At 62.4% G+C, this 19,482-nt stretch carries 20 protein-coding genes and 1 tRNA gene; 10 read left to right on the forward strand and 11 right to left on the reverse strand.

The window, feature by feature from the left end:
* Positions 1-21: 21 nt before the first annotated feature.
* On the reverse strand, positions 22-231 hold the full coding sequence (locus IPV69_RS27860; protein ID WP_390884380.1) for a DUF2158 domain-containing protein: 210 nt from the start codon (positions 229-231) through the stop codon (positions 22-24).
* A gap of 718 nt (positions 232-949) precedes the next feature.
* Here IPV69_RS27860 and IPV69_RS06245 point away from each other — a divergent pair.
* Positions 950-1,366 carry a hypothetical protein gene (locus IPV69_RS06245; RefSeq protein WP_206294061.1) on the forward strand — a complete coding sequence of 139 codons (417 nt, stop codon included), beginning with the start codon at positions 950-952 and terminating at the stop codon, positions 1,364-1,366.
* Between the two features lie 414 nt (positions 1,367-1,780).
* Here the strand turns inward: IPV69_RS06245 and IPV69_RS06250 are convergent, their stop codons facing one another.
* The 4 genes from IPV69_RS06250 to IPV69_RS06265 all read right to left on the reverse strand — a co-directional run bounded on the left by IPV69_RS06250 (position 1,781) and on the right by IPV69_RS06265 (position 4,328).
* Positions 1,781-2,341, reverse strand: a complete 561-nt coding sequence (locus tag IPV69_RS06250; RefSeq protein WP_206294062.1) for a hypothetical protein — start codon at positions 2,339-2,341, stop codon at positions 1,781-1,783.
* Positions 2,334-3,080: an RNA polymerase sigma factor gene (locus IPV69_RS06255; RefSeq protein ID WP_206294063.1), complete on the reverse strand. Its 747-nt coding sequence runs from the start codon at positions 3,078-3,080 to the stop codon at positions 2,334-2,336. The genes IPV69_RS06250 and IPV69_RS06255 overlap by 8 nt, the downstream gene beginning before the upstream one ends.
* A gap of 161 nt (positions 3,081-3,241) precedes the next feature.
* Entirely contained in the window at positions 3,242-3,514 is a 273-nt protein-coding gene (locus tag IPV69_RS06260; protein WP_206294064.1) for a hypothetical protein, read from the reverse strand.
* Between the two features lie 112 nt (positions 3,515-3,626).
* A complete protein-coding gene (locus IPV69_RS06265; RefSeq protein ID WP_206294065.1) occupies positions 3,627-4,328 on the reverse strand; it encodes a hypothetical protein in 702 nt (233 codons plus the stop codon).
* A 498-nt stretch (positions 4,329-4,826) separates the two neighbouring features.
* Here IPV69_RS06265 and IPV69_RS06270 point away from each other — a divergent pair, with 498 nt between their 5' ends.
* The 3 genes from IPV69_RS06270 to IPV69_RS06280 all read left to right on the forward strand — a co-directional run bounded on the left by IPV69_RS06270 (position 4,827) and on the right by IPV69_RS06280 (position 6,552).
* A complete protein-coding gene (locus tag IPV69_RS06270) occupies positions 4,827-5,156 on the forward strand; it encodes a hypothetical protein (protein ID WP_206294066.1) in 330 nt (109 codons plus the stop codon).
* A gap of 116 nt (positions 5,157-5,272) precedes the next feature.
* The gene (locus IPV69_RS06275) at positions 5,273-5,461 is read left to right on the forward strand and encodes a hypothetical protein (RefSeq protein ID WP_206294067.1); all 189 of its coding nucleotides are present in this window, start codon (positions 5,273-5,275) and stop codon (positions 5,459-5,461) included.
* Between the two features lie 662 nt (positions 5,462-6,123).
* The gene (locus IPV69_RS06280; RefSeq protein ID WP_206294068.1) at positions 6,124-6,552 is read left to right on the forward strand and encodes a hypothetical protein; all 429 of its coding nucleotides are present in this window, start codon (positions 6,124-6,126) and stop codon (positions 6,550-6,552) included.
* Between the two features lie 132 nt (positions 6,553-6,684).
* On the opposite strand, the gene IPV69_RS06285 is transcribed toward IPV69_RS06280, so the two are convergent.
* Positions 6,685-7,047: a helix-turn-helix domain-containing protein gene (locus tag IPV69_RS06285; RefSeq protein WP_206294069.1), complete on the reverse strand. Its 363-nt coding sequence runs from the start codon at positions 7,045-7,047 to the stop codon at positions 6,685-6,687.
* A 199-nt stretch (positions 7,048-7,246) separates the two neighbouring features.
* Here IPV69_RS06285 and IPV69_RS06290 point away from each other — a divergent pair, with 199 nt between their 5' ends.
* The 5 genes from IPV69_RS06290 (at position 7,247) to IPV69_RS06310 (ending at position 13,502) form a co-directional block, all read left to right on the forward strand.
* Positions 7,247-7,738, forward strand: coding sequence for a hypothetical protein (locus IPV69_RS06290; RefSeq protein ID WP_206294070.1), 492 nt, complete (start codon positions 7,247-7,249; stop codon positions 7,736-7,738).
* A 62-nt stretch (positions 7,739-7,800) separates the two neighbouring features.
* Positions 7,801-9,741: a DUF4339 domain-containing protein gene (locus IPV69_RS06295; RefSeq protein ID WP_206294071.1), complete on the forward strand. Its 1,941-nt coding sequence runs from the start codon at positions 7,801-7,803 to the stop codon at positions 9,739-9,741.
* 498 nt (positions 9,742-10,239) lie between these two features.
* On the forward strand, positions 10,240-10,800 hold the full coding sequence (locus IPV69_RS06300; RefSeq protein WP_206294072.1) for a hypothetical protein: 561 nt from the start codon (positions 10,240-10,242) through the stop codon (positions 10,798-10,800).
* 330 nt (positions 10,801-11,130) lie between these two features.
* Positions 11,131-11,589, forward strand: coding sequence for a hypothetical protein (locus IPV69_RS06305; protein ID WP_206294073.1), 459 nt, complete (start codon positions 11,131-11,133; stop codon positions 11,587-11,589).
* A gap of 626 nt (positions 11,590-12,215) precedes the next feature.
* Positions 12,216-13,502 carry a tyrosine-type recombinase/integrase gene (locus tag IPV69_RS06310; protein ID WP_206294074.1) on the forward strand — a complete coding sequence of 429 codons (1,287 nt, stop codon included), beginning with the start codon at positions 12,216-12,218 and terminating at the stop codon, positions 13,500-13,502.
* Positions 13,503-13,631: 129 nt separating this feature from the next.
* On the opposite strand, the gene IPV69_RS06315 is transcribed toward IPV69_RS06310, so the two are convergent.
* Positions 13,632-13,718: transfer RNA gene (locus tag IPV69_RS06315), tRNA-Ser, on the reverse strand.
* A gap of 883 nt (positions 13,719-14,601) precedes the next feature.
* The gene (locus tag IPV69_RS06320) at positions 14,602-15,483 is read right to left on the reverse strand and encodes a phosphoribosylaminoimidazolesuccinocarboxamide synthase (protein ID WP_206294075.1); all 882 of its coding nucleotides are present in this window, start codon (positions 15,481-15,483) and stop codon (positions 14,602-14,604) included.
* 376 nt (positions 15,484-15,859) lie between these two features.
* On the opposite strand from IPV69_RS06320, the gene IPV69_RS06325 reads away from it, so the two are divergent.
* Positions 15,860-16,693, forward strand: a complete 834-nt coding sequence (locus IPV69_RS06325) for an alpha/beta hydrolase family protein (protein ID WP_206294076.1) — start codon at positions 15,860-15,862, stop codon at positions 16,691-16,693.
* 44 nt (positions 16,694-16,737) lie between these two features.
* Here IPV69_RS06325 and IPV69_RS06330 read toward each other — a convergent pair whose 3' ends face one another.
* The 3 genes from IPV69_RS06330 to IPV69_RS06340 all read right to left on the reverse strand — a co-directional run bounded on the left by IPV69_RS06330 (position 16,738) and on the right by IPV69_RS06340 (position 19,465).
* Positions 16,738-17,364 (reverse strand): tetratricopeptide repeat protein, encoded by a 627-nt coding sequence (locus IPV69_RS06330; RefSeq protein WP_206294077.1) that lies wholly within the window; start codon positions 17,362-17,364, stop codon positions 16,738-16,740.
* A gap of 61 nt (positions 17,365-17,425) precedes the next feature.
* Positions 17,426-18,019: a hypothetical protein gene (locus IPV69_RS06335; RefSeq protein WP_206294078.1), complete on the reverse strand. Its 594-nt coding sequence runs from the start codon at positions 18,017-18,019 to the stop codon at positions 17,426-17,428.
* Between the two features lie 30 nt (positions 18,020-18,049).
* The gene (locus IPV69_RS06340) at positions 18,050-19,465 is read right to left on the reverse strand and encodes a type IV pilus biogenesis protein PilM (RefSeq protein ID WP_206294079.1); all 1,416 of its coding nucleotides are present in this window, start codon (positions 19,463-19,465) and stop codon (positions 18,050-18,052) included.
* Positions 19,466-19,482: the final 17 nt, after the last annotated feature.

The raw sequence follows: 19,482 nt of genomic DNA on the forward strand, positions 1-19,482 counted from the left end.
CCTGTCTCCTTCCGGCGGCGCCTAATCCTCAAGTTTCATCAGCGCCGCGAGCGGAAGAGTTGCGCAGTCCAACTCTACCGAGCCGTCAGTTTTTTTCGACCAGTAGCAAGTTGCCAATAAAACACTTGGGTCATCTAGCGACGTGCGAACCTCCGTAACGGTCATCTCGATGCCTCCCGAACGAAGTGGTACGACATCCCCTACTTTGATCGACTCCATAATATCCTCCATCGAGCTCGATTGCGTTTCGTACCGAACCGGTTCATTGAAGTTGAGAACTGCGTTCGTCCGTCTCCCAAGCGAGAACGTAGAATTGTCAACGCGATCAGCGGAGCATAAACCATGCTCGTCCTGGCCGATTGCTAGGGTGGTGCTCGGTGGTGTACACCCGAACGCCGTTGATGACGAAGTGGGGGCGGTCGCTGCGACCGTCGGGGTGACCGGACTCTGAAAACACGTACTGGTCCTCAACGCGATACCAAGCCGTAGTCCCTATTTCGAATCTGTGAGCGGTTTGACGGACGAACCCGTCGTTATCTCGGCCCGGATAGATAAGGCCCTCGTTAGCTTCAAACAGAACCTTCAAGCAAGAGCCGGCTGGGTGATCGCGGTCTGGATAAAAATATCTGGCGTGCAGTGGGCCGCCAAAATATCTCCGGCCCCGGTCCAGCCCTACACGGTAATCGACGTGGACCCGCATCGCGTTTATCAGACAGGAAGCGAGTCTGGCAATCGGCACTCTGAAGCCCGCGAGGAACGGGGTGGCGGCCTCGAACTCTCCCGAGTAGCCATATGAAGCCCGGGGATCTTTCCAGCCCCAACCCTGAGGCAAGGGTGTAAGGGCCGTCTGGTGCGAGAGCCACGTGGTAATGCCGGTAGTGGCATCGTAGCGGCTTTCCCAGTGCAATCGCGGAAGGTGGTGCCCAGAGCTGAAGAAGACCGAGACTCCATGACCGTCCCGAACCACTCGTATGCGGCCGCCAAACGCTTCGCCGCCACCGGGCCCCAAAGGAAACGTGGCGGACTCAAGACTTACCGCGCAGAAGAGATTGCGCAACGGGACGCCCGCAAGTCCCCAGTTGCTTTCAACCAGCCGCAGACGTCCGCCCGGGACGCCGGACATGACGGCCGTCATGAGGCCATCCAAAATCTCAACCCGAATGCCGGGCTCGGGATCGGCGCAAGGAAACTCAAGACGGAATCCACCAGCCAAGGGATCGAAGGTGAAATCGGCTCGTCCAGTCTGCATCGAAATGACCTTGGGCAACTTGCGCCCATATCAGCCCTTCTCGTCGGCGGTCACCTCGGTCTTGAACGGCCGACGAGGTGCGAGAGTTCGACTGCCGTCGTCGAACGGCGTCGATAGCTTCTTTCAGCCGGACGGGCGCGTCGGCAACTTCCCAACGTTCCAATGCCATCGTCGACCTGCCCCGAGCGACGCTTCGTCCGTTACCATTCGACGGCCAGCACGGACGGTAGCTGCGCATCCGCGGCCGCACTGGTTCGGGGGCCAGGTAGCGCCCACACCCACGCCGCCTAGGGGTATTGGTACTCAGCGGCAATAAGGCAAAACCGGGGTGCCAGGACAGTGGCGGCAGGGCGGCTCTCCACCAGTCGCGGGCACGCCGCGCACACTCACCTGCCACGAGGTGCCCGGCGGGCCGCCGACGACGCGAAAACAGACGCCCCTTCGCGTTGATGCCACCTCGAGGGTGCCTGCCAGCGGTGGCCATCAAGGTTGGCTTACGGCAGAAGGCAGGCTGGCAAGTGCAAGCTTGCGCTAGGACTCGTCGTCGCTGCCGCCGCTAACGGCCTCGTCGCCGGCGGCCATAAGGTGCCGCGTTGGGATCGATTTGTCCGTCCCGCTCTCCCAGTCGCCGCTGATCTTCAGTTGCGGCAGGTCCGGGTCTATGAGCTCGGGGGCGAGCCCCGGGTATAACCCGTTGAACCTTCGCCAGAACTCCGCCGTGAGTTCCTGTTCCAAATCGAGCAGTGCTATGTCATCCGCCGGGTCGGCAAGCGGATCGTCGACGCTCGGCTCGTTCGGCAACGCCACATCCGTTCCCGCCGCGACCTCCGCATCGAGCCGAGCCATCAACTCGCGGCGCAAATCCGGTTCTATCGAGTCGACATAATCGCGTTGATCCTCGAGCTCCGAGACGAGACTGCGAAGGTCCGCATCAATGTCTCCGTCGGCGTTCGACGCAAGGCCTTCATCAAGTTCGTCGCGCGTGGACAGCCCGTTGACATAGCGGCGCCATAGCCGACTCAGCGCGCCACCGGACGTGGCGTTGAATCTTCCGAAAGCTTCAGACGGTGGTTGAACGTTTTCTTCACTCATGGTCGCCCTCCTTGCCAATAATTTCCTCGCCAAGGCTTTCGCATGTAGTTTTCTTGCCGCGGTTTTCAGACCGCAAAGACGGATCGGCCGACCGAGGCCCTGGAAGTACCTTGGATTCCGAACCAAAAACATAATTCGCGAATCCAACACCGACAGCCCTGAGCTCCTCTTCAGCCTTGAGGAACCAGTCTTTAAAGGTGGTCTCTGGCTTGCCGAGCAACTTTGCCGCCTTGTCTTTATTAAAATCCGCCCGCATGTAGGCCACAAGCGTATCGCGCGTTCTTTGCGACAGGGGACCTGGGACGGCCTCGAGGAGCGGTATTTCCGGGCGAAGTAGATCCTTAACCAAAGCGATTAATTCGTGCTTCTCGGCCAATTCGAGTGGACCAGCGGAAGTATTGGCCAACGATTGGTCGAGCCCGCTGCTGTCTTCGCCCGCGCCGGAGTCGAGCGATGTGTCGTTGCGATTCCTTTTCTTCTTTTTGAGCCAGTCTTTCACCTTATTGCGGCAGATGCCCCTCAGGTAGTCCGAAAGCTTGCGTTCAGGCTTCACCCTGGCGAACTGCGTCCATGCGGCCAAGAAGGTTTCTTGGAACACTTCCTTAACGGCGTGATCGTCCCGTAACATAAACATGAGATACATCGTGATCGACTCCCAGTTCGGCTCGTAGACACTGTCAAGGAACCACTGCTTGTAGGGCTCGTCCCCTGGGTTAAGATTGCTGTTCGCGTTGTTCATATGTAGAGCCGCTCTCCTTCTCCTGACGGTCGGGCGGTCCCGGTGGCGCGGGTCAGCAGTGCGCGATTCAGTCTACCACCGCCTGCCACGCTCGGGTAAGCCGGTCTTTCGTCAATACGTCCGACCGCGATGACCGCCGCCGTCCGCCCTCCGATCGCTTCTCACGCGGCCAGCACTAAAGCCGACCCGACGGATTCGGTAGTGTCCACCGGCTTCGCTTCCGGTGTCAGCTCCTCTAGCACGTCGGTGATCTCCGGTAGAACTTCGAAGTGGACGGCCACGCGGAGGTGACAGTCGTCGCGGGACGCGACGTACCGACCGGTTGCCACGAGGAACGACAGGATCGCCGCCCCGGCGCACTGGCCGGCGTCGGCCGGGAACACCCGGGACAATTCCGAAAACGCGAACGTCAAATCGTCTGCTTGCCGAATCACGGGGCACCTCATATTTCATGTGGCGGCGAGGCAGTCGTCCGGGCGAACGCCGCCGCGGAACTGCCCCGGAACACTCCGGAGGCAGGTCGCACCACCCGCTCCCGCCGCTTAACTAGTCGCTCGTCGTCGTCGAGCGGTCGGGATGAAATCCGTAAGGATCGGCGAGAAACTTGCGACGGTAAACGTCCAGCGGCACCAGCAGACCCAACAGGTAGATGTACTTGGTCCGCGTAGCGGCCCGATCTTTCCCCTCCGTATGCGTCTCAGATGCGTCAGAGAGCGGCATGCCCATCCCGGCGATGGCCGCCGCCCGCGGGCAGGTGGCGATCGATTCGGTCAGCGCTGCCGCGGCCCGGACAGCCGTCGCCAGGTGGCCTCGATAGATAGCGGCCGCTGCGTAAACCGCCGCCGTGTAGGCCACCCTGCGGGAGTAGAAGCCCACGATATCCTCCCTCGCCGACGGCTGCTCAAGCAGGTGCGCGTAGATAGCAGTCCGCTCGGCCATCACCGCGTCGGCAAACGTGGACGGGTCCAACGCGCCGGAGCGGATGTCAGCGAACGCCCGCCAGGACGTCCGGGTCGAGCACTCCTTATATCGAACCAAAGCGGCAGGATCCGTCAGCTCGGGCCACACGTGGCGGTCCGCCGCGAATGACTCGGTGATGCTATCGGCGATTCCGTCCATATAGTCGGCGCCGTGCGATGTAATGGAGCGGAGGCGCTGCACCCACAGCTTGTCATCGAATCGCCGCAATTCGATGTCGCATAGATTCTCAGTTGGAACTTTGGCGGTGGGGTCGGGGGATGTGTACATGGTCGGGTTCGAACTCCGCAGCTGGGCGTGAATGGTCAGCCGTCCGCGACGGCACACGCCTTTAAGTCGCGTGCATGTCGGTAGTGGTCGGAGTTTTCCAACCGTCTGTGCAGATATCAAATGAGTTACCTGGCGTTTGGAGCTCAAGGGTCGGTTCATGTTCAACTTAACTTGCCCTCGAATGACTCCGGGCTGTGGTAGCCCGATCGACGACTCTCGCCGCCGCCAGGGTGTAGATGAAGCCCTTTCGACAGAATTTTCCCGACCGATGAACCGCGGGCATCGACTAATCCTCCAGCATGCCGCGGCAGAACCCGAGACCGGCGATCTTTACCCCCACTCGTGGGCCCGCGAATGCGGGTTTTTGATCGCGGTTCCGAGTTTCGCTACCGACTGCTAAGTGCACCAGGCGACGTGAGCGTCGTTCTGAGTCTTCGATCAGCGCAGGCCAAAGCCTGCCAAAAAATTCGCCGGGATCACATCCCGAGGAGATCGGTCATGAAAAAGAAGTACGAAAGCATTGCTCTCGCTTTGATGGCCATCGGCGCGATTGGCGTTCTCGGGTCGTCGGCTGTGGCGCAGGTTCCTCAAAACGAGCCGGCCCTGCTGCTCGCGGCGAAGACCGTCAAATGGACCGCCAGCGTCGGCTTCAAGTGTGAAGACGGCCGATGCTATGTTACGGCTGATGGTGGCGTCGCCACCTCCTACGAGGATGCCAAGGGCAAGATCGAAGCTTCCATCAATTTCATGATCCAGTTGCAGGCCAGCAAGGGTGCAAAGCCGACGGGGTCCGGCTTTGGCACCATCAACGGGCAGAAGGTGAATTAAGCTCTTCCGCGTGCGATGTACGCCTGTTGTTTCCAAAACAGTGATTGCCCTCGCACTCGGCCGTTCGGCCGAGTGCGAGGGATGCTGAACAACTTTGCCCGATACGAGTTTCGCTCATGGGTGTCATGCTCGAAGTTCTCGCAGGCCTGTCCCCCAGTAACTGGGGGAGGCTGATCGGCATGGTCGTCGGCCTGGTTCTGTTTGTAGTGATCGTACCGGTGGTTTCCTTCGTGCGGTTTTTGATCGAAGAGCGCCGGAACGAACGTCAGCGTGTCATTGCTCAAAAGAAATGTCCCCTGTGTTAGTAGGAGCCCGATAGAACTGCCCCATTGTCCGGCGATGGTGGCAACGTCGCGGCAGAATATTGGTTGGCGCAGTTCGGTGGAGGATTCACCCAACACGAAACCGACGATAGCTGCCGTGAACGGCGAGATGCTGTGCAAGCGTGCGGGTTTGAGCTTGCATGTCAGTTCACTCACTTCACGCCAAGTCTCCATCAACGGTGGGCAATGCCAGCCACGAGTATCGAGGGACTCAAGCAACACTTCGTCTGCAAACGTAACAGGGATAACCGCTGGGCCGGCTCTCGACGCAGCCGAATCGCCCCAGTTCGACGCGGATCGGCGGCTACCTGAATCGCAAGAGAGACGCGCCGCCGGGCAACACCGTCCTGTGGCGCGGCATGGCGAGGCTGACCGACATCCAGCTCGGCTACTGCATGGCCCGAAACGTGGGTAATTGAAAGTCGGCCGACTACACCTTCCATCCCTCTCGCAGGGCGACGCATCGAACTCCGACCTCGCAATCATTTGGTCACTGAACACGTGATCAACGAATACGTCCCGCTCTCGGAAGAGGACGGGCGGACCTCGTTCGTGGCGTGATCGTGCACCATCTCCTTACTGGCTATGACGTTTCAGAAGAACTCGGCAACACTTTCTAATGCGCTTTTGCGAAAGGATCATCTATGAACACGGGAATCTCTCCGTCCAAGTGGGGCAAATGCCACGTCTGCGGCCGGAACGCTGTCGTCGGCGTGTCCCTCAATTTTTGCCGTTTGAAGGCCGACGGCTCGATCTACGAGCCGTCCTACCGAACGATGATGCACCCGGACCATCCGTTTCTCTGTGAGGAACATCGTCACATCTTGGCGATGTTCGCGCACTACACCTTCGTGCCGTCGCCGCCCGATGCCCGCGGTAATGTACGTACCCGCTACCCATTCAGCCGTGAGGGCTGGTACGTGGTCGTTTGGGACACCCCGCACGCCGTGCCGCCCGGCGTTGCTGCTTCGACTACCACTCAGTCGTCGCCCCCGCGCGAGTGTAAAACTAGGTCGTTGTGGCCCGCCGCGGCAAAGGTGCAGCTTCCGGGCTCGAATGCCGCAAGCACCTGATTGTTCTGGGGGGTGGCTGCGTCCTTGAATCCGGCCGGCCGAGGATCAAGTGGTCGTTGCTGAGAGGAGCAGGTGGCGAATTGATCGGACTGTGGCATTTGGGCGTTTAGGGCGAGGCAAGTCTCGGATCGACTAGGAGATCGCTGCGCCTTTTCGGTCTGCTTCGTGTGTTCTGATTGCACCCAAAACCGTAGCCACAAACCGAAGAGTTCCTGGTGAAGCCTGTCGTTCTAGCTCGCGGACAAGCACCCGGACAACTTGCTCTTCCCGACCAACGTCGATACGAGCCGGAAGGAACAACTCGTAGTAGTCTACCTTGAGAGCCTTCGCCAACCGCTCTATTGCCTCGAATGACGGGACATTCGCCCCTCGCTCCAAGCCGCTGATGTGCTTGTAATCAATTGCGGCGGCCCGACCCAATTCCTCTTGGGTCATGCCCGAAGCCTTGCGGAGCGCCCGCAGCCGTCCGCCGAACACCTTCGCCAATGGTTCCATTAAGTCGTTCCCGCTGTTGACAGGGATTGTTCAGGGAACGACAAACTTCAGAACCGCCCACTGATACGAAAATGTATTGCTGACTACGCCCATTGGGCGTAATCTTTCAGCCGATGGGAGTGCGTCGGGTGGACTCGTCGAGCGGTCAAATGGAAACGAGAAATGCTGCGACGAGGCCGCAACAAGCGGGAGAATTGAGATGCAAGAAGTGAAGCCTGTCGCAGAGAGCGGCCGCGAACTGCGAACCCACGTTCAATACGGCAGCGCGGCGAACACGGAATTCCCGCCGCCGCTACCGCCGGACATGATTGATCTGCCGCCCGATGTTCGGGTTTCGCCCGCAGCAGAAACATTCGTCGCCCAGCCGGTGGATCGTAAGAGGAAGGGCTGGAGTCTGAGCGTTCCGACGATCGCCGACCTGTCCGACCGTGCGCGTCTGGGGCAGGTCGTCCTCGGCTTCAGCTGTTTCTTCGTGTATGCGGCGGCCGCCCTTGGGGTCGGCCGCGATACGGCCACTGCGCTTTTTGCCACGCCGATCCTGCCCATAGTCCTTGTGCCACTGCTCGTGGTCGGGTTCGTGCTTCTGTTCCGAGCGCAGGCATTCGGCCGTGGATTCGTGCTTGGGATCGTCGTCTGCATCCTGGGATGGTTAGTTGCCGGCATGTTCCGGGCGCTGGCGGCCGGCACCTAGATTGGTGTGACTCGGTCGCGATACAGCTTGTTCACGCATCACGACTATCTCGTGAGGAATCCGTGCTTACATTTTTCATTGCGGTTGGAACCGAGCGACGCGGCCCATACACGCTTTCGGAACTGGCGGGCCAGCCGCTGACGGCTCGGACGCCGGTCTGGCACCGCGGGCTGACCGGATGGACCCGCGCCGCGGAGGTACCGGAGATTCGCTCCCTGCTCGGCAATCGGTCGGTGGAGCACCCGGTTCCAACACCGGCTGCCAATGCCGCAATCTCGGGGAAGCAACCGGCCAGACGCGTCGCTAAGGCGGTCAGCAGTTTATTGGCCGGCGTTACGGCGATCATTGTCGGACTCAGTATGGCCGCTCCCGTGATCCGGAATTTTCCGAAGTGGATGCAGGAGTTCGACCGGCCCCCCCGCGAGAAAGTCCGCAATAGCAGTGCGCCGACGTCCAAGAGTGCCACACCCTCGAAGTCCACGACCATCGTGCCGCGGGCTGATGTCGACGAACGACTCTATCTGCTCTATGACGTGCGGTATGCGTACCAGTTCATGGCGACAGACGCTTCCGATCCAGCGGCGTTCGCTACCGCGCTGGGGCGGCAGCGGCATGACGCCAACCGACGGCTGGAGTACGTGAGAGCGAAGAAACTGGACGCGGAGTTGGTCACGTTGTATGTCGACTTGGTTGCAACCATCGATGCGATGAACGACGTGTACATAGCGGCCGGTCGTCTGAGTCGCGACGCCGTTGCCCAGGCGGAGGCAATTGCCCAGCGAGCCGACATCGAAGGCGGGGAGACCCTGGCCTCTGCCGGTTCGGCCGCTGGTCCGTCCGGTGGCCTGAGTCTTCTGGCAGGCGGATTCGAACTGGCCAAGCGCCAGGCCGACAGCGATCAGGCGACCGAGCAGGCAAAGAAGGCGGCCAGAGAGGCCATGGACGACTTGGTCCGAGCGGCCGATCAGAAGTTCTCGACCTATCTGGCACGGGCAGAAGCAAGCGCAAACGAACTGGGCCGCCGGCATGGCTGGTCGGCAGCCGAAACCGGAATGGTCAGCTTGTCCACGGACATGGAACAGTTTCACTCGGCCATTGCCATGGGCGATGCGGACGGCGTCGTCGCTTGGATGGCCGCCGCTCGGAAAAACCGTCCGCGCGATCCGATACCGACTGTCCTGGCGTGCATCATTGGATCCCAGGATCCGAATGGGACCGCCTCGAATCTGGCGGAATTCGCTGACGTGTGCTACTCCACTGCAACCTTGGTTCCGGCCGGTGCAGCGTACGACGAAGACCGGGCAACGATCGTGCTCATCGCGGCACAATTGATGAAGGACGCGGCCGTGACAGAAGCCGTCGCCGGCGGGTCATGGGTTGACGGCGGCAGCGCTCACGCGATCACGGCCGTTCGCTGGTTTGGCGTTGCCCGCGAGTATGCGGACCTGTCGTCTTCCGTCGATCAGGACGGAGAGTTCCGCCTCGCCCGAGCTGTTGCCCTCACCGTGGCGGGAAGGCCCACCGAGGGACTGCAGCAGGCAAACGCTATCCACGCGATCCGCAAGGACTTCGACTACGCGTATGTGATGACGGCCCTGTTGACCAAGGCAGGGTCATACAACGAGTCGCTCAAGTGGTTCGCATATCTGCTTTCAGTCTGCCCGGCGGAAATGATCACCGCGTACCGGACCGATCCGGCTCTGGCGGCCCTGAAGGGCGCGCGCCGCGAAGCATGCGATGACCTATTGCGCGTGAAGTTCGAGTGGAACGTCCAGTGGGGTACGCTGAATGACGACATCGTATTGACCAACCGATCGGCCTTCCCGCTGACAAACGTCGTGTTCAATCCTCGAATTGAGAACGCAGCCAAAGTCTACGCTCCGGAATTGCGGGTTGATCGGATCGCGCCAGGCCAAGCGCACAAATGGCCGAACGCCGTGTCGGTGACGGGCAGCAGGTACGACCGCGCGAATGCGACGCTCGCCTGCGATCAGGGACGGTAAGCGATCATTTCTAGAGACCACCACACGCCGCCAACGGTAACAGCGTGGATTCCGACAAGGGATCGGCCCCAAGCCTTTAGCTTCGGCCTTTTGAGATATTCTGCCGCCAGGCAGGATTGCTTAATTTCGGCCAAAAATGCGCCATAATAGGTTGAAGCCCCACATACCTATCGACTGTAGCGGCGTCTGACACGTCCACGAGCGAAATCCCGACTCGTTCCAGATCGCCCCAAGGCGCATTTTCAGTTTGACGAACCCCACCTCGTAATTGCTCAGCGGTACGTTGCCGCTTCCGCAGATTAGCCACACCCGGCTGCGACGACGCACACCCTTCGCTGATCCCATCAAGTTGCGCCGCTTACCGCCTGCGTGGCGTTATCGGCGGGTCACTTCTTCATTCGCGGCCCGCGCAACGGCGCGCCCGCCGCGGAAGTTCCATTTCATCGAGACCGAATGACATCTCCTCAGAACAACTCATCCCCAGCCCATAACACCAGAGTGCCGGCGAACGTCGGAGTACGGCTGCGGCGTCGGGCGGGCTCCTTACTGGTCTTCCCGCAACGCATAGACGGTGGCGGCGACATTCAGACGCGCCCGCCGTTCGAGCTGCCGCGCGTTTTTGGCGGCATGATCGAACGGGCTGGCGGCGTCACGCGCTGTTTCTGGCGCCGGCAACATCGTTCCATCGGATTTCTGCTCTATCTCAACCTGGAGAACCGGATGTGGCTCGACTGCCCGCCGCCGCAGTTCTGCGCGCCGGCGGATGTCCGGCTGAACGCGACGTTCGGGACGTTCGACCGGCCGCCTGATACGCATCGGTTGGCCGGATCGATCCGCAGCCTGCCGAATCACACGTCGGAGCAGGCCATGCTCGCGTTGCCGCCGCTGGACGGGCTTCACCTGGTCTTTGACCCCTGCCGGGCGTGGCTGGCGTTCTCGGCCTTCCTCTGCATGGAGGGCCGACTAGAGCCGATCGTCGCCGACGCCGTCGTTCTCGACGAGTCGAACGAATTGCTCGACGCACTCGGGGACCGGATCTGGGTCGCCGACCAGCTGTGATCATCACCTTCTTCTGCTTGCGGGCCCGCCGTCACGACCGTGTCGGCGGGCCCGTTCTCTTTGCCCACATTTCAACGAGAAGACAATGAAGTCTCGCAAGACGCCTCGGCGTGACGACGCCGCGTTCGTTCTCCCTTCAACCGTCCGCCGAACTGCCGACGACCGCGCCCGCAAAATCCGGAGCAAAATGTACGGCCGGAGACCAAGGTGGTGGAGGGGCCGCTGCTGGTGAAACCCCTTGGCAGACAGCCCCTTGGCACGCCCAACTGGACGGCGGACCGCGTTGACTTGTGACCCGCCGCGGATATAGTTACTCAAACTGAGATACTGATGGATGTCGCGGAGATCGCCAGTCGAATCGATGCCGAGCCGCGGCTGGTACGCTACGTGTTGTTTCACGGGCTTGTCCCGGCGGCGGAGAAGGCCAGCCAAGGCCGCGGTAACAGGAGATCGTTCTCCCTTGCCGAAGCGTTTGCGATCGCATTTGCAGTGAGGCTCTTTTCGGGCGGAGTGCGACAACCCTTCGTAAAGGGTCTGCTTCGTGGCCTGATGGAAAATGCGGCCACGATGGAGGCGATCACGACGAAGCCACCGAATCCTGACGAGGCGATCATGTTTGAAATCGCCGACGGCGAGAACGTTCGCATGCGGCGCGGCCGCAGGAACAAGCTGGACGACCCCGCGTGGGTACGTCTGCAAACGGGAAAGAAGCTGGACGCATCGTACCGACCCGGCGTCGTAACGAGCGTCGATTTGGCCGACATCATCTGTCGGCTTCATGAGCAATGACTCTGCTGCTCTTTTGGCAGGGCTCCAGAGATACAAGAAAGCAACGGCGACGAGGGCGTCCGCGTGGTCGCCACCCGGAACGGATTGGCCGGGTTGGAGCGCCGTTGTGGCCAAGTCTGGGAAGACAGGCCAACAGAGATGTCGACGGAGACGGACCGCGTTGCTCAACTGAGCAACGCGCAGGGCGGCTGCGCCCCAAGCGAAGAGAGCTATCTCACCATCAACGAGTTCGCCGCCCGCAGCGGCAGGTCGGCAAGTACCGTTCGTCGATTAATCGACGCCGAGTTGATCCCGATCTACCAGCCGGCCGGCAAACGCTCGCGCATTGCCATTCCGGCCAGCGCACTTAGGCCGACGCCGCGGCAACGTGGCGGCGTCGCGCCAACAGGTCGACAAGACCAACCCCCGATCCTGCAGCCGGCATCCACGGGCAATGCTCTGATGGATGCGGCTGCTGGACCGGCGACTGTCCAACGCGCCGTTGGCGGTCCCTCACAGGCTCACGCCTACTCTCCTCAACCCCCAACTCGTCTGCCAGGGCCAAAGCCTAAGTGGCAGCAGGCCCTCCTCCGTCATGGAGCCGGCGATGCAACTGGGGTCAGGCAATGAACGCAGTGAGCTTGAAAATGCCCAGAAAGGCAAAGAATCCGCCGGTGCAATGCCGGTATTTCACATGGAAGCTGCGCCAACGGAACGACGTCTGGTTCGCCGATGGTCGTTCCGGTGAGCTCAATCTCGGACGTCATTCACTCAACACAAGGGATCTTGAGCAAGCCCGCCAGTTGCTCGCGGATCTCGATTTGGAGAAGGCGATCGAGACAGGGCGGGCATCGCCGTCGGCGCGGGCCGCTCCGGCGGCGGCCCCGCTGGAACTGGAGGTCGGCCGCCAGAGGTACTTCGCCCACGTCGGCCGCGCCCCCCAACTCGGCGGCGCTAGGCCGCAGACGGTCCAGCGGTACAAGGCCGTGTTCGACAAGTTCTTCCCGTGGCTCCGCGACCGCGGGATCCGCCACTGGAACGGCGTGGACCGCCACGCGGTTGCGGACTACATCACATGGCTGGACGAACAGGATCACTCCTCGTTCACGTTGTACCTTGAGGGCACGACGATCAAGCAGGCGGTCAACCACCTCATCCGCCAATCCCTGCTGCCGCCCGGCAACAAGATCGAGTTGGCAATCCTCCGCGCCGAGACCACGACGCGGTATTGCTGGAGGGAGGAGGAGGTGGTCGCGATGATCGAACAGTGCTTCGCCGATCCCAAGCTCCATTGGCTCGGGTACGTGCTGGTCGGCCTGGCGACTACCGGTCTTCGGATCGGCGAACTGGCCAGCCGCAAGTGGAGCGACTTCGACCTTGAGAACGGCGTCATCCGCCTGTCCGACCACCGCCTGCGCAGCGTTCGGAGCAAGCGGCATCAGGCCCGCACAACCAAGGGTAAGCGGGACCGCTCGTTCCCCATTCATCCGCACCTTCGCGCGATTCTTGAGCAACTACCCCGTCACCCGGATGGTTACGTGTTCCGGGCGGCGTGCGGTGGAAAACTCGACGATGACAAAGTCCGAAAGTCGCTGATCCGGGACGTCCAGAAACCTCTGGCCAAGCGCTTCCCGTCGGTTGGTGACGACGAACTGGGCTTCGCCGACGGGACGCCGCACTCGTTCCGCCACTACTTCGTCGTCGCCGCCGTCCACGTCGGCGTGAACCAGCGGACGATCCAGGACTGGCTCGGTCACCGCGACTCGAAGATGGTGGCTTGGTACTACCACCAGTTCTCGGAGCAGTCGCAGGTGGAAATGAACAAGCTGAAGGAGATCGCGGGAGGGTCTGACGCCGCGTGGCGTCAACTGCTTCCGCCAGTCAACAACGAAGGGAGCACGCCGAGGCAGAACGACGTTCTTGAGAATACGTGAATACGCCAGAGTAGCCCCTGATGCCCGGCTGATTGGCACACTTTTGGCACACTCAAGTGTGCCAAACAAAGACCCGCGGCCGCAAGTGCGGCAGATACCGTCACTTGCGGCCGCGGGTTGTGTGATCAACGGAGAGGGGGAGATTCGAACTCCCGCTACCCTTTCGGGCAGACCGGTTTTCGAAACCGGCGCATTCAACCACTCTGCCACCTCTCCAGTGGGGCGGGGAATCTATAACACTTTGGGCTTTGGGTCAATTGGCGGGTGAGGCGATCTCGTCGGGACGGGCGGGCGTCGCCGGGGTTTGCGGGTGGGGTCGGCAAAATCTTGTGGACTCCTCAGCACCAATCCGTACAATATACTAACGGATTGCCGCCCGGGCGTTCCGGGCGGGATGGCTTTTTGTCATTGGTTCTTTGTCACTTGTCACTCGTGCATCGTTCCGGCCGGAAGTGCAGGTCCTCAGTTCGGGTGGCATGGGCAAGCGTACTCGCTTGCCCGTGGCGGATGCCGGTTGACGCTCGACACGGGCAACAACGGAGTGAAGTCGTCCGTCAACCGGCACGCGCAATGTCGATTGGGCACGCGGCGGCCTGATGCTTTGACGGCACCTTGGCGTTGGAGGTTTTTCGCGGGCCTCGGGTTCGATTGGCGTTCTCGGGTTCGTTTGGCGGATTTCAACGTCGCTCGATCAGAGTGCACCTGCGGTGCGACCGCTAATCGAGCAACTTCAGATGATCTCGGGGTCGTTCGGCGGATGGATGTAGACTTGGTGCCACGGCGTCGCCGGTACTTCGGAGACCCGTGGTATGGGCCTCGCTCGCGCACGGGTCTGCGGGGTACCGCCGACCCGTGGCACCGGGGTGGCTCGGGTTCGATTGGCGTTCTCGGGTTCGTTTGGCGAATTTCGACGTCGTTCGGGCAGGTTGCACCTGCGGTTCGACCGCTAATCAGGCGATGTCGGGAGGATCTTGGGGTCGTTCGGCCGCCCTGGGTTCGTTCGGCAATCCTAGGTTCGTGCGCCGTTCATGGGTTCGTTCGGCGATCTTGATCGGAGCGGATTGGCATGAAACCTTGCCTGCCCGTCATTCAACCTGATCTACCACTCCCGGCCGGTCAGTCTCTCGTACGCCTCGGCGTACTTGGCGCGGGTGCCGGCGACGACTTCCTCGGGCAACGCCGGGGCCGGTGGCGTCTTGTCCCACGGCTGGCCTTCCAGCCAGTTGCGGACGAACTGCTTGTCGAAACTCTCTTGGTCGCGGCCGGACTGGTACTTGTCCGCGGGCCAGAACCGGCTGCTGTCGGGCGTCAGGATCTCGTCCACCAGGATCAGTCGGCCGTCGGGCATCTGCCCAAACTCGAACTTGGTGTCGGCGATGATTACCCCCCTGCCGCGGGCGTAGTCCGCGGCACGGGTGTAGATCGACAGCGTCCGGCAGCGCAGCTCGTCGGCGAGCGGCTGACCGATCCGCCGGACGGTCTCGGCGAAGTCGATGTTGATGTCGTGCCCGCTCTCTTCCTTGGTGGCGGGCGTGAAGATCGGGTCGGGAATCTGGTCGCACTGGCGCAGCCCCCACGGCAGCGATACGCCGCAAACGGTCTGGGACTTCTGGTATTCCTTCCACCCCGACCCGGCGAGGTAGCCGCGGGCGACGCACTCGATCTGGATGACCGACGCTTTCTTCACGAGCATGGACCGCCCGGAAAGCTGGTCGGCAAAAGGCTTAAGGGCCGCGGGATAATCGGCGACCTCGGTCGCGATCAGGTGGTTCTCGATGTCTTTGAACATCGCGAACCAGAACAGGCTGAGGGCGGTGAGGATGCGCCCCTTGTCGGGGATGCCGTTGGGCATGATGCAGTCGAAGGCGCTGATTCGGTCGGTCGCGACGATCAGCAGGTTCTCGCCGAGGTCGTAGACATCGCGAACCTTTCCCCGGCGGACGGGGAACGGGAGATCACTTTGGAGCAGTGCGGCGGTCATGGACCGGATCATTAGGGACGGGCTGGTGAAATGCAATCGGTTGGACGTCGCGACAGACTGCGCACTTGGGGGAGATCACGCGGCCGTCGGCGCTCGTCCGAGATAGCGAGAACTCCGAGCGGTCCCAGAATGGAACGCCAAGACGCCGAGACGCCAAGAGTTTCGGTCCTTTGATTTCTGTCCTTGGTGTCTTGGCGTCTTGGCGTTCATTTACTTTTGCATTTGGGTCAGGCACGCAGAGGAACCGCAGATTTCGCAGATGACGCAGATTCGGGAGAAGACAATCTGCGTCATCTGCGAAATCTGCGGTTCATGTGCCCGGGCCAGGGGGTTACTCCCGATTGCAACTTTGCAGCGATACGTCACATTACTTCCCATGCAACCACGCCTGCTCATGATCGTTGTCGCTTTGCTTGCCCTGCCTTCACTGGTGGCGGCGGCGGATGCGCCGTTTCCCGGGAAGAAGAGTGCCTGGAACGGGTTCGACCGGTATGACTTTGAAGTCGCCGGTAAACCCTGCCTGGTGGTCGTGCCGAAGGAGGCCGCGCCGGGCAAGCCGTGGGTGTGGCACGGGGAGTTCTTCGGGCACAAGCCGGCGCCGGATATCGCGCTGCTGGGCAAGGGGTATCACATTGCGTACCTGAAGCTGTCCGACATGCTCGGCTGTCCGGACGCGGTGAAGCTGATGGAGGCGGGCCATACCGAACTGACGACGAAGTACGGGCTGTCGCAGAAGCCGGCGATGGTGGGACTGAGCCGCGGCGGCCTGTACGTGTTCAACTTCGCGATCGCCAACCCGCAGAAGGTGTCGTGCATCTACGCCGACGCGGCGGTGTGCGACTTCCGAAGCTGGCCGGGCGGCAAGCCGCGCGGGCTGGGCGCGGGCAAGGGGAGCGATCGCGACTGGAAGCTGGTGCTGGAGCGGTACGGGTTCAAGAGCGACGCCGAGGCGATCGCGTACAAGGGCAATCCGGTGGACAACCTTAAACCGCTGGCCGACGCGAAGGTGCCGCTACTGCATGTCTTCGGCGACGCCGACGACACGGTGCCGTGGGAGGAGAACACGAAGGTGATCGCCGAGCGGTACGAGAAGCTCGGCGGGTCGATCACGCTGATTCGCAAGAAAGGCGTGAACCATCACCCGCACGGGCTGGACGACTCGACGCCGATCGTGGAGTTCATCGACAAGGCCGCTAAGAGTGCGAAGTAGCGCGGGCGTTTGTAGGACGTTGATACGAGAGAGGCGACACCCGATCAGGACGGCTTCGTAGTCAGGTCGAGCGGCGGCACGGCGTTCAGGCGGATGAGCGTGGAGCGGGCCCACTCGTTCCACTGCGGGCGGGCGTCTTTCATGATCAGTTCCTGCAGCAGGCGACGGGTTTCGACATCGGTATCGCCCCGCCGGACACGGGCACGGGCAAGGTTCGCCAGGTATTCGACGCCCGCCGGATCGAGCTTGTACGCCTCGGTGTAGGCGTCGACCGCCTTGATGAGCTGGTTGGCGCGTTCGTAGACGAGGCCGAGGTTGTTGTGGGGTTCCGGCCGACGCGGCATCAGGCGCGCGGCCTCTTCAAACTCCCACGCGGCCTGGTAAAGGTTGCCGGTGTGGTAGTAGACGAGCCCGAGGTTATTCCGCGCCTGGCCGAAGCCGGGATCGGACGCGAGCGCGCTTCGGAGCAGGGGTTCGGCTTCGGTGTACTTGGCTTTCTCGATGAGCAAAACGGCGGCCTCGTTGTCGGCCTTGGCCTTGCTGATCGAGTCGCCGGCTGGTGGCTTGGATTCCGGCGCACAGCCGCCGACAAACGACGACAGGAGCAACGCCAGAAGTGCGATCGTCATCGCGAGCGAGGGGTGCGATCGGGTCGGGACATTGGGGGTCAAGCGTGGCTCCACCGGATGAGATTGTCGGGTCGAACGGGCATCGGTCATGAACCAAGATTCGTCAATTGGCCGGCCGCTTACCCGACGGCCGCAGGCGATACGACACGGTCACCACGGCGGACCAGGTTTCAGAAGAAGGTTCGCCGGCGGCGGAAGGCGTGGCTGAGTTGGTCGCGGGCGAGCCTTCGGAAGCCGGCGCGGCGAGCTCGATCATCTGGGTTCGCGAGGTGGGATCGGTCTCGGCCAAATGGTGAAGGAACCGCGTGAGCTGTTCGAGATTGACGTTGCCGAACTGGAGGTAGCCGGTGACTTCGCGGGCTTCGTCAGCGCCTGAGTTGCCGGGCTTGGTCCAGACGATTTCCCGAAGACGGTCGGCGATGCCGGCGGCCGCGACGGACTGGCGAATGCCGGATTCGAGAGCGCCGTTGGCGCCAGCGCCCGCCCCGGCGAGGCCGGACGGGCCGGTTGCCGGGCCGCCGATCAGACCGACCTGCCCCGCCGCGAGCCGGCGTGCCGGGTCGGCCAGGAACTGTCGGCTGTCGACGAGCTCCCGCTCGGCGGCGGCGGCCTGCGTGGCGGCGGCATCGAGGCGCACCAGCGCAAAGCCGGCGGCGACCGCGGCGATCAGGCAGAGGATGGCGAGGAGTCGCGTCATGAAGTTACTTGGCAGTTCTCACGTTTGCTGTCATCGAGCGGCCGTCGCGGCGGTGGTCGCGCCGCCGAGGGTAAAGTTCCAGTGGCCATCGGTGCCACGCCGGGCCTGCGAAACAGAAACATCCGGGTGGCCGGCGCGGATCGCGGTGGCGAGCTTTTCGATGTCGTCGTAGCTGCGGGCACGGCCGGACAGTTGGAAGGTCGTTTCGGCGAACATCGTCGTATCGATCCGAATGTCGTTGTTGTCAGGCAGGAGCTTGATGACGTCGCGCAGCGTGCGAAGGGCCGAGCCGGACGCCGACTTCGGTTTGCCCGTTCCCGTGCCATCGACTGTGCCCATTGAGACCGCCCCGCCGGCAATGCTGTTCGACCAGGACCTGCGTTCCTGAGCCAGCAGCGTTCGGACTTCGTCGGCGGTCGCCGAGCCCAGTGCGGCGGGGAAGGCCGATCGGACGTCGGTGAGCTTTTGCGCGTCGGCCGTCTCGGCGGCGTGCAGGTATTGCTGTGACCGCACGAGCGCGGCCGCCGCGACCGCCGTCAGAAATACGATCGCCGCCGCCGCCACGGCCCGCAGCCCACCTCGATACGCCCGGAACCGATCGGCCGGGGCGAGGGCATCGCGGCGAAGGTCGATCGCGGCAGCGCCGGAAGTCCCGAGCATCGCCGCACCGGCGAGCGCCGCGGCGGCGGGCGAAAGGGCATGCTTCTTCGCCACGGCGACCGATGCCTCGGCGAGAACGGAGTCGGGGATGTCGCTGCCCAACTGTTCGATGACCAGATCCGTACCGAGCATCGCCCCGAGCCAGTCGATGCGCCGGGTGATGTCGGCCGGCGTACCAGCGCCATGGAACCAGCCGATCGGCGATCGGCCTTGCAGCGCGATGATCTCAAAACCGCCGCCGAAGCCCGCCGTGCAGACCAGCGCACGCGATGGAGCGGAAGCCGATACGGCGGTTCGTGCCGCGGGATTGGCCGTCGAAATACCGGCGGCGATCAGCAACGCCAGGGGCGCGATCGATCGGACCGTCACGCCGGCGGCCTCCAGGGCATCGACCCACGGCCGCACGCGTTCGGTGCGGGTGCAAACGCCCAGGCACATGTCGCCGGCCGGGGAGATTATGAAGTCGGCGACGACCGATTCGGCGGCGATGGGCAGGCGTTCTTCGAACCGGTAGAGCATCGCCTTGTGATCGCCGCGTGGCAGCCCGGTTACCGGGAATGTCGCCGCGAGACACCACGACGACGGCAACGCCAGAACGAGCGGCTTGCCGGCGACGCCGGCTTTCTGAACGGCAGCGGCGAGCGACATCGGGTCGCTGTCGGCACCGGCGATGGTCGTCCACGCGGCAACGCCGTTCACGACCTGGCCGATACGCCATGCGTCACCCTGGCGCGGGGAATCGCCGGGCTGTTCGGGAGGGACGAGAATGACGTGGCTGATGGACACGATGGAACAACTTCGTC

The sequence above is a fragment of the Humisphaera borealis genome (assembly GCF_015169395.1).
Taxonomy (GTDB): Bacteria; Planctomycetota; Phycisphaerae; order Tepidisphaerales; family Tepidisphaeraceae; genus Humisphaera; species Humisphaera borealis.

What these genes read in the sequence shown, in the direction of transcription:
- IPV69_RS27860 (WP_390884380.1), bottom strand. Translation starts at nt 231, where the DNA reads ATGGAGGATATTATGGAGTCGATCAAAGTAGGGGATGTCGTACCACTT.
- IPV69_RS06245 (WP_206294061.1), top strand. Translation starts at nt 950, where the DNA reads ATGACCGTCCCGAACCACTCGTATGCGGCCGCCAAACGCTTCGCCGCC.
- IPV69_RS06250 (WP_206294062.1), bottom strand. Translation starts at nt 2,341, where the DNA reads ATGAGTGAAGAAAACGTTCAACCACCGTCTGAAGCTTTCGGAAGATTC.
- IPV69_RS06255 (WP_206294063.1), bottom strand. Translation starts at nt 3,080, where the DNA reads ATGAACAACGCGAACAGCAATCTTAACCCAGGGGACGAGCCCTACAAG.
- IPV69_RS06265 (WP_206294065.1), bottom strand. Translation starts at nt 4,328, where the DNA reads ATGTACACATCCCCCGACCCCACCGCCAAAGTTCCAACTGAGAATCTA.
- IPV69_RS06270 (WP_206294066.1), top strand. Translation starts at nt 4,827, where the DNA reads ATGAAAAAGAAGTACGAAAGCATTGCTCTCGCTTTGATGGCCATCGGC.
- IPV69_RS06275 (WP_206294067.1), top strand. Translation starts at nt 5,273, where the DNA reads ATGGGTGTCATGCTCGAAGTTCTCGCAGGCCTGTCCCCCAGTAACTGG.
- IPV69_RS06280 (WP_206294068.1), top strand. Translation starts at nt 6,124, where the DNA reads ATGAACACGGGAATCTCTCCGTCCAAGTGGGGCAAATGCCACGTCTGC.
- IPV69_RS06285 (WP_206294069.1), bottom strand. Translation starts at nt 7,047, where the DNA reads ATGGAACCATTGGCGAAGGTGTTCGGCGGACGGCTGCGGGCGCTCCGC.
- IPV69_RS06290 (WP_206294070.1), top strand. Translation starts at nt 7,247, where the DNA reads ATGCAAGAAGTGAAGCCTGTCGCAGAGAGCGGCCGCGAACTGCGAACC.
- IPV69_RS06305 (WP_206294073.1), top strand. Translation starts at nt 11,131, where the DNA reads ATGGATGTCGCGGAGATCGCCAGTCGAATCGATGCCGAGCCGCGGCTG.
- IPV69_RS06310 (WP_206294074.1), top strand. Translation starts at nt 12,216, where the DNA reads ATGCCCAGAAAGGCAAAGAATCCGCCGGTGCAATGCCGGTATTTCACA.
- IPV69_RS06320 (WP_206294075.1), bottom strand. Translation starts at nt 15,483, where the DNA reads ATGACCGCCGCACTGCTCCAAAGTGATCTCCCGTTCCCCGTCCGCCGG.
- IPV69_RS06325 (WP_206294076.1), top strand. Translation starts at nt 15,860, where the DNA reads ATGCAACCACGCCTGCTCATGATCGTTGTCGCTTTGCTTGCCCTGCCT.
- IPV69_RS06335 (WP_206294078.1), bottom strand. Translation starts at nt 18,019, where the DNA reads ATGACGCGACTCCTCGCCATCCTCTGCCTGATCGCCGCGGTCGCCGCC.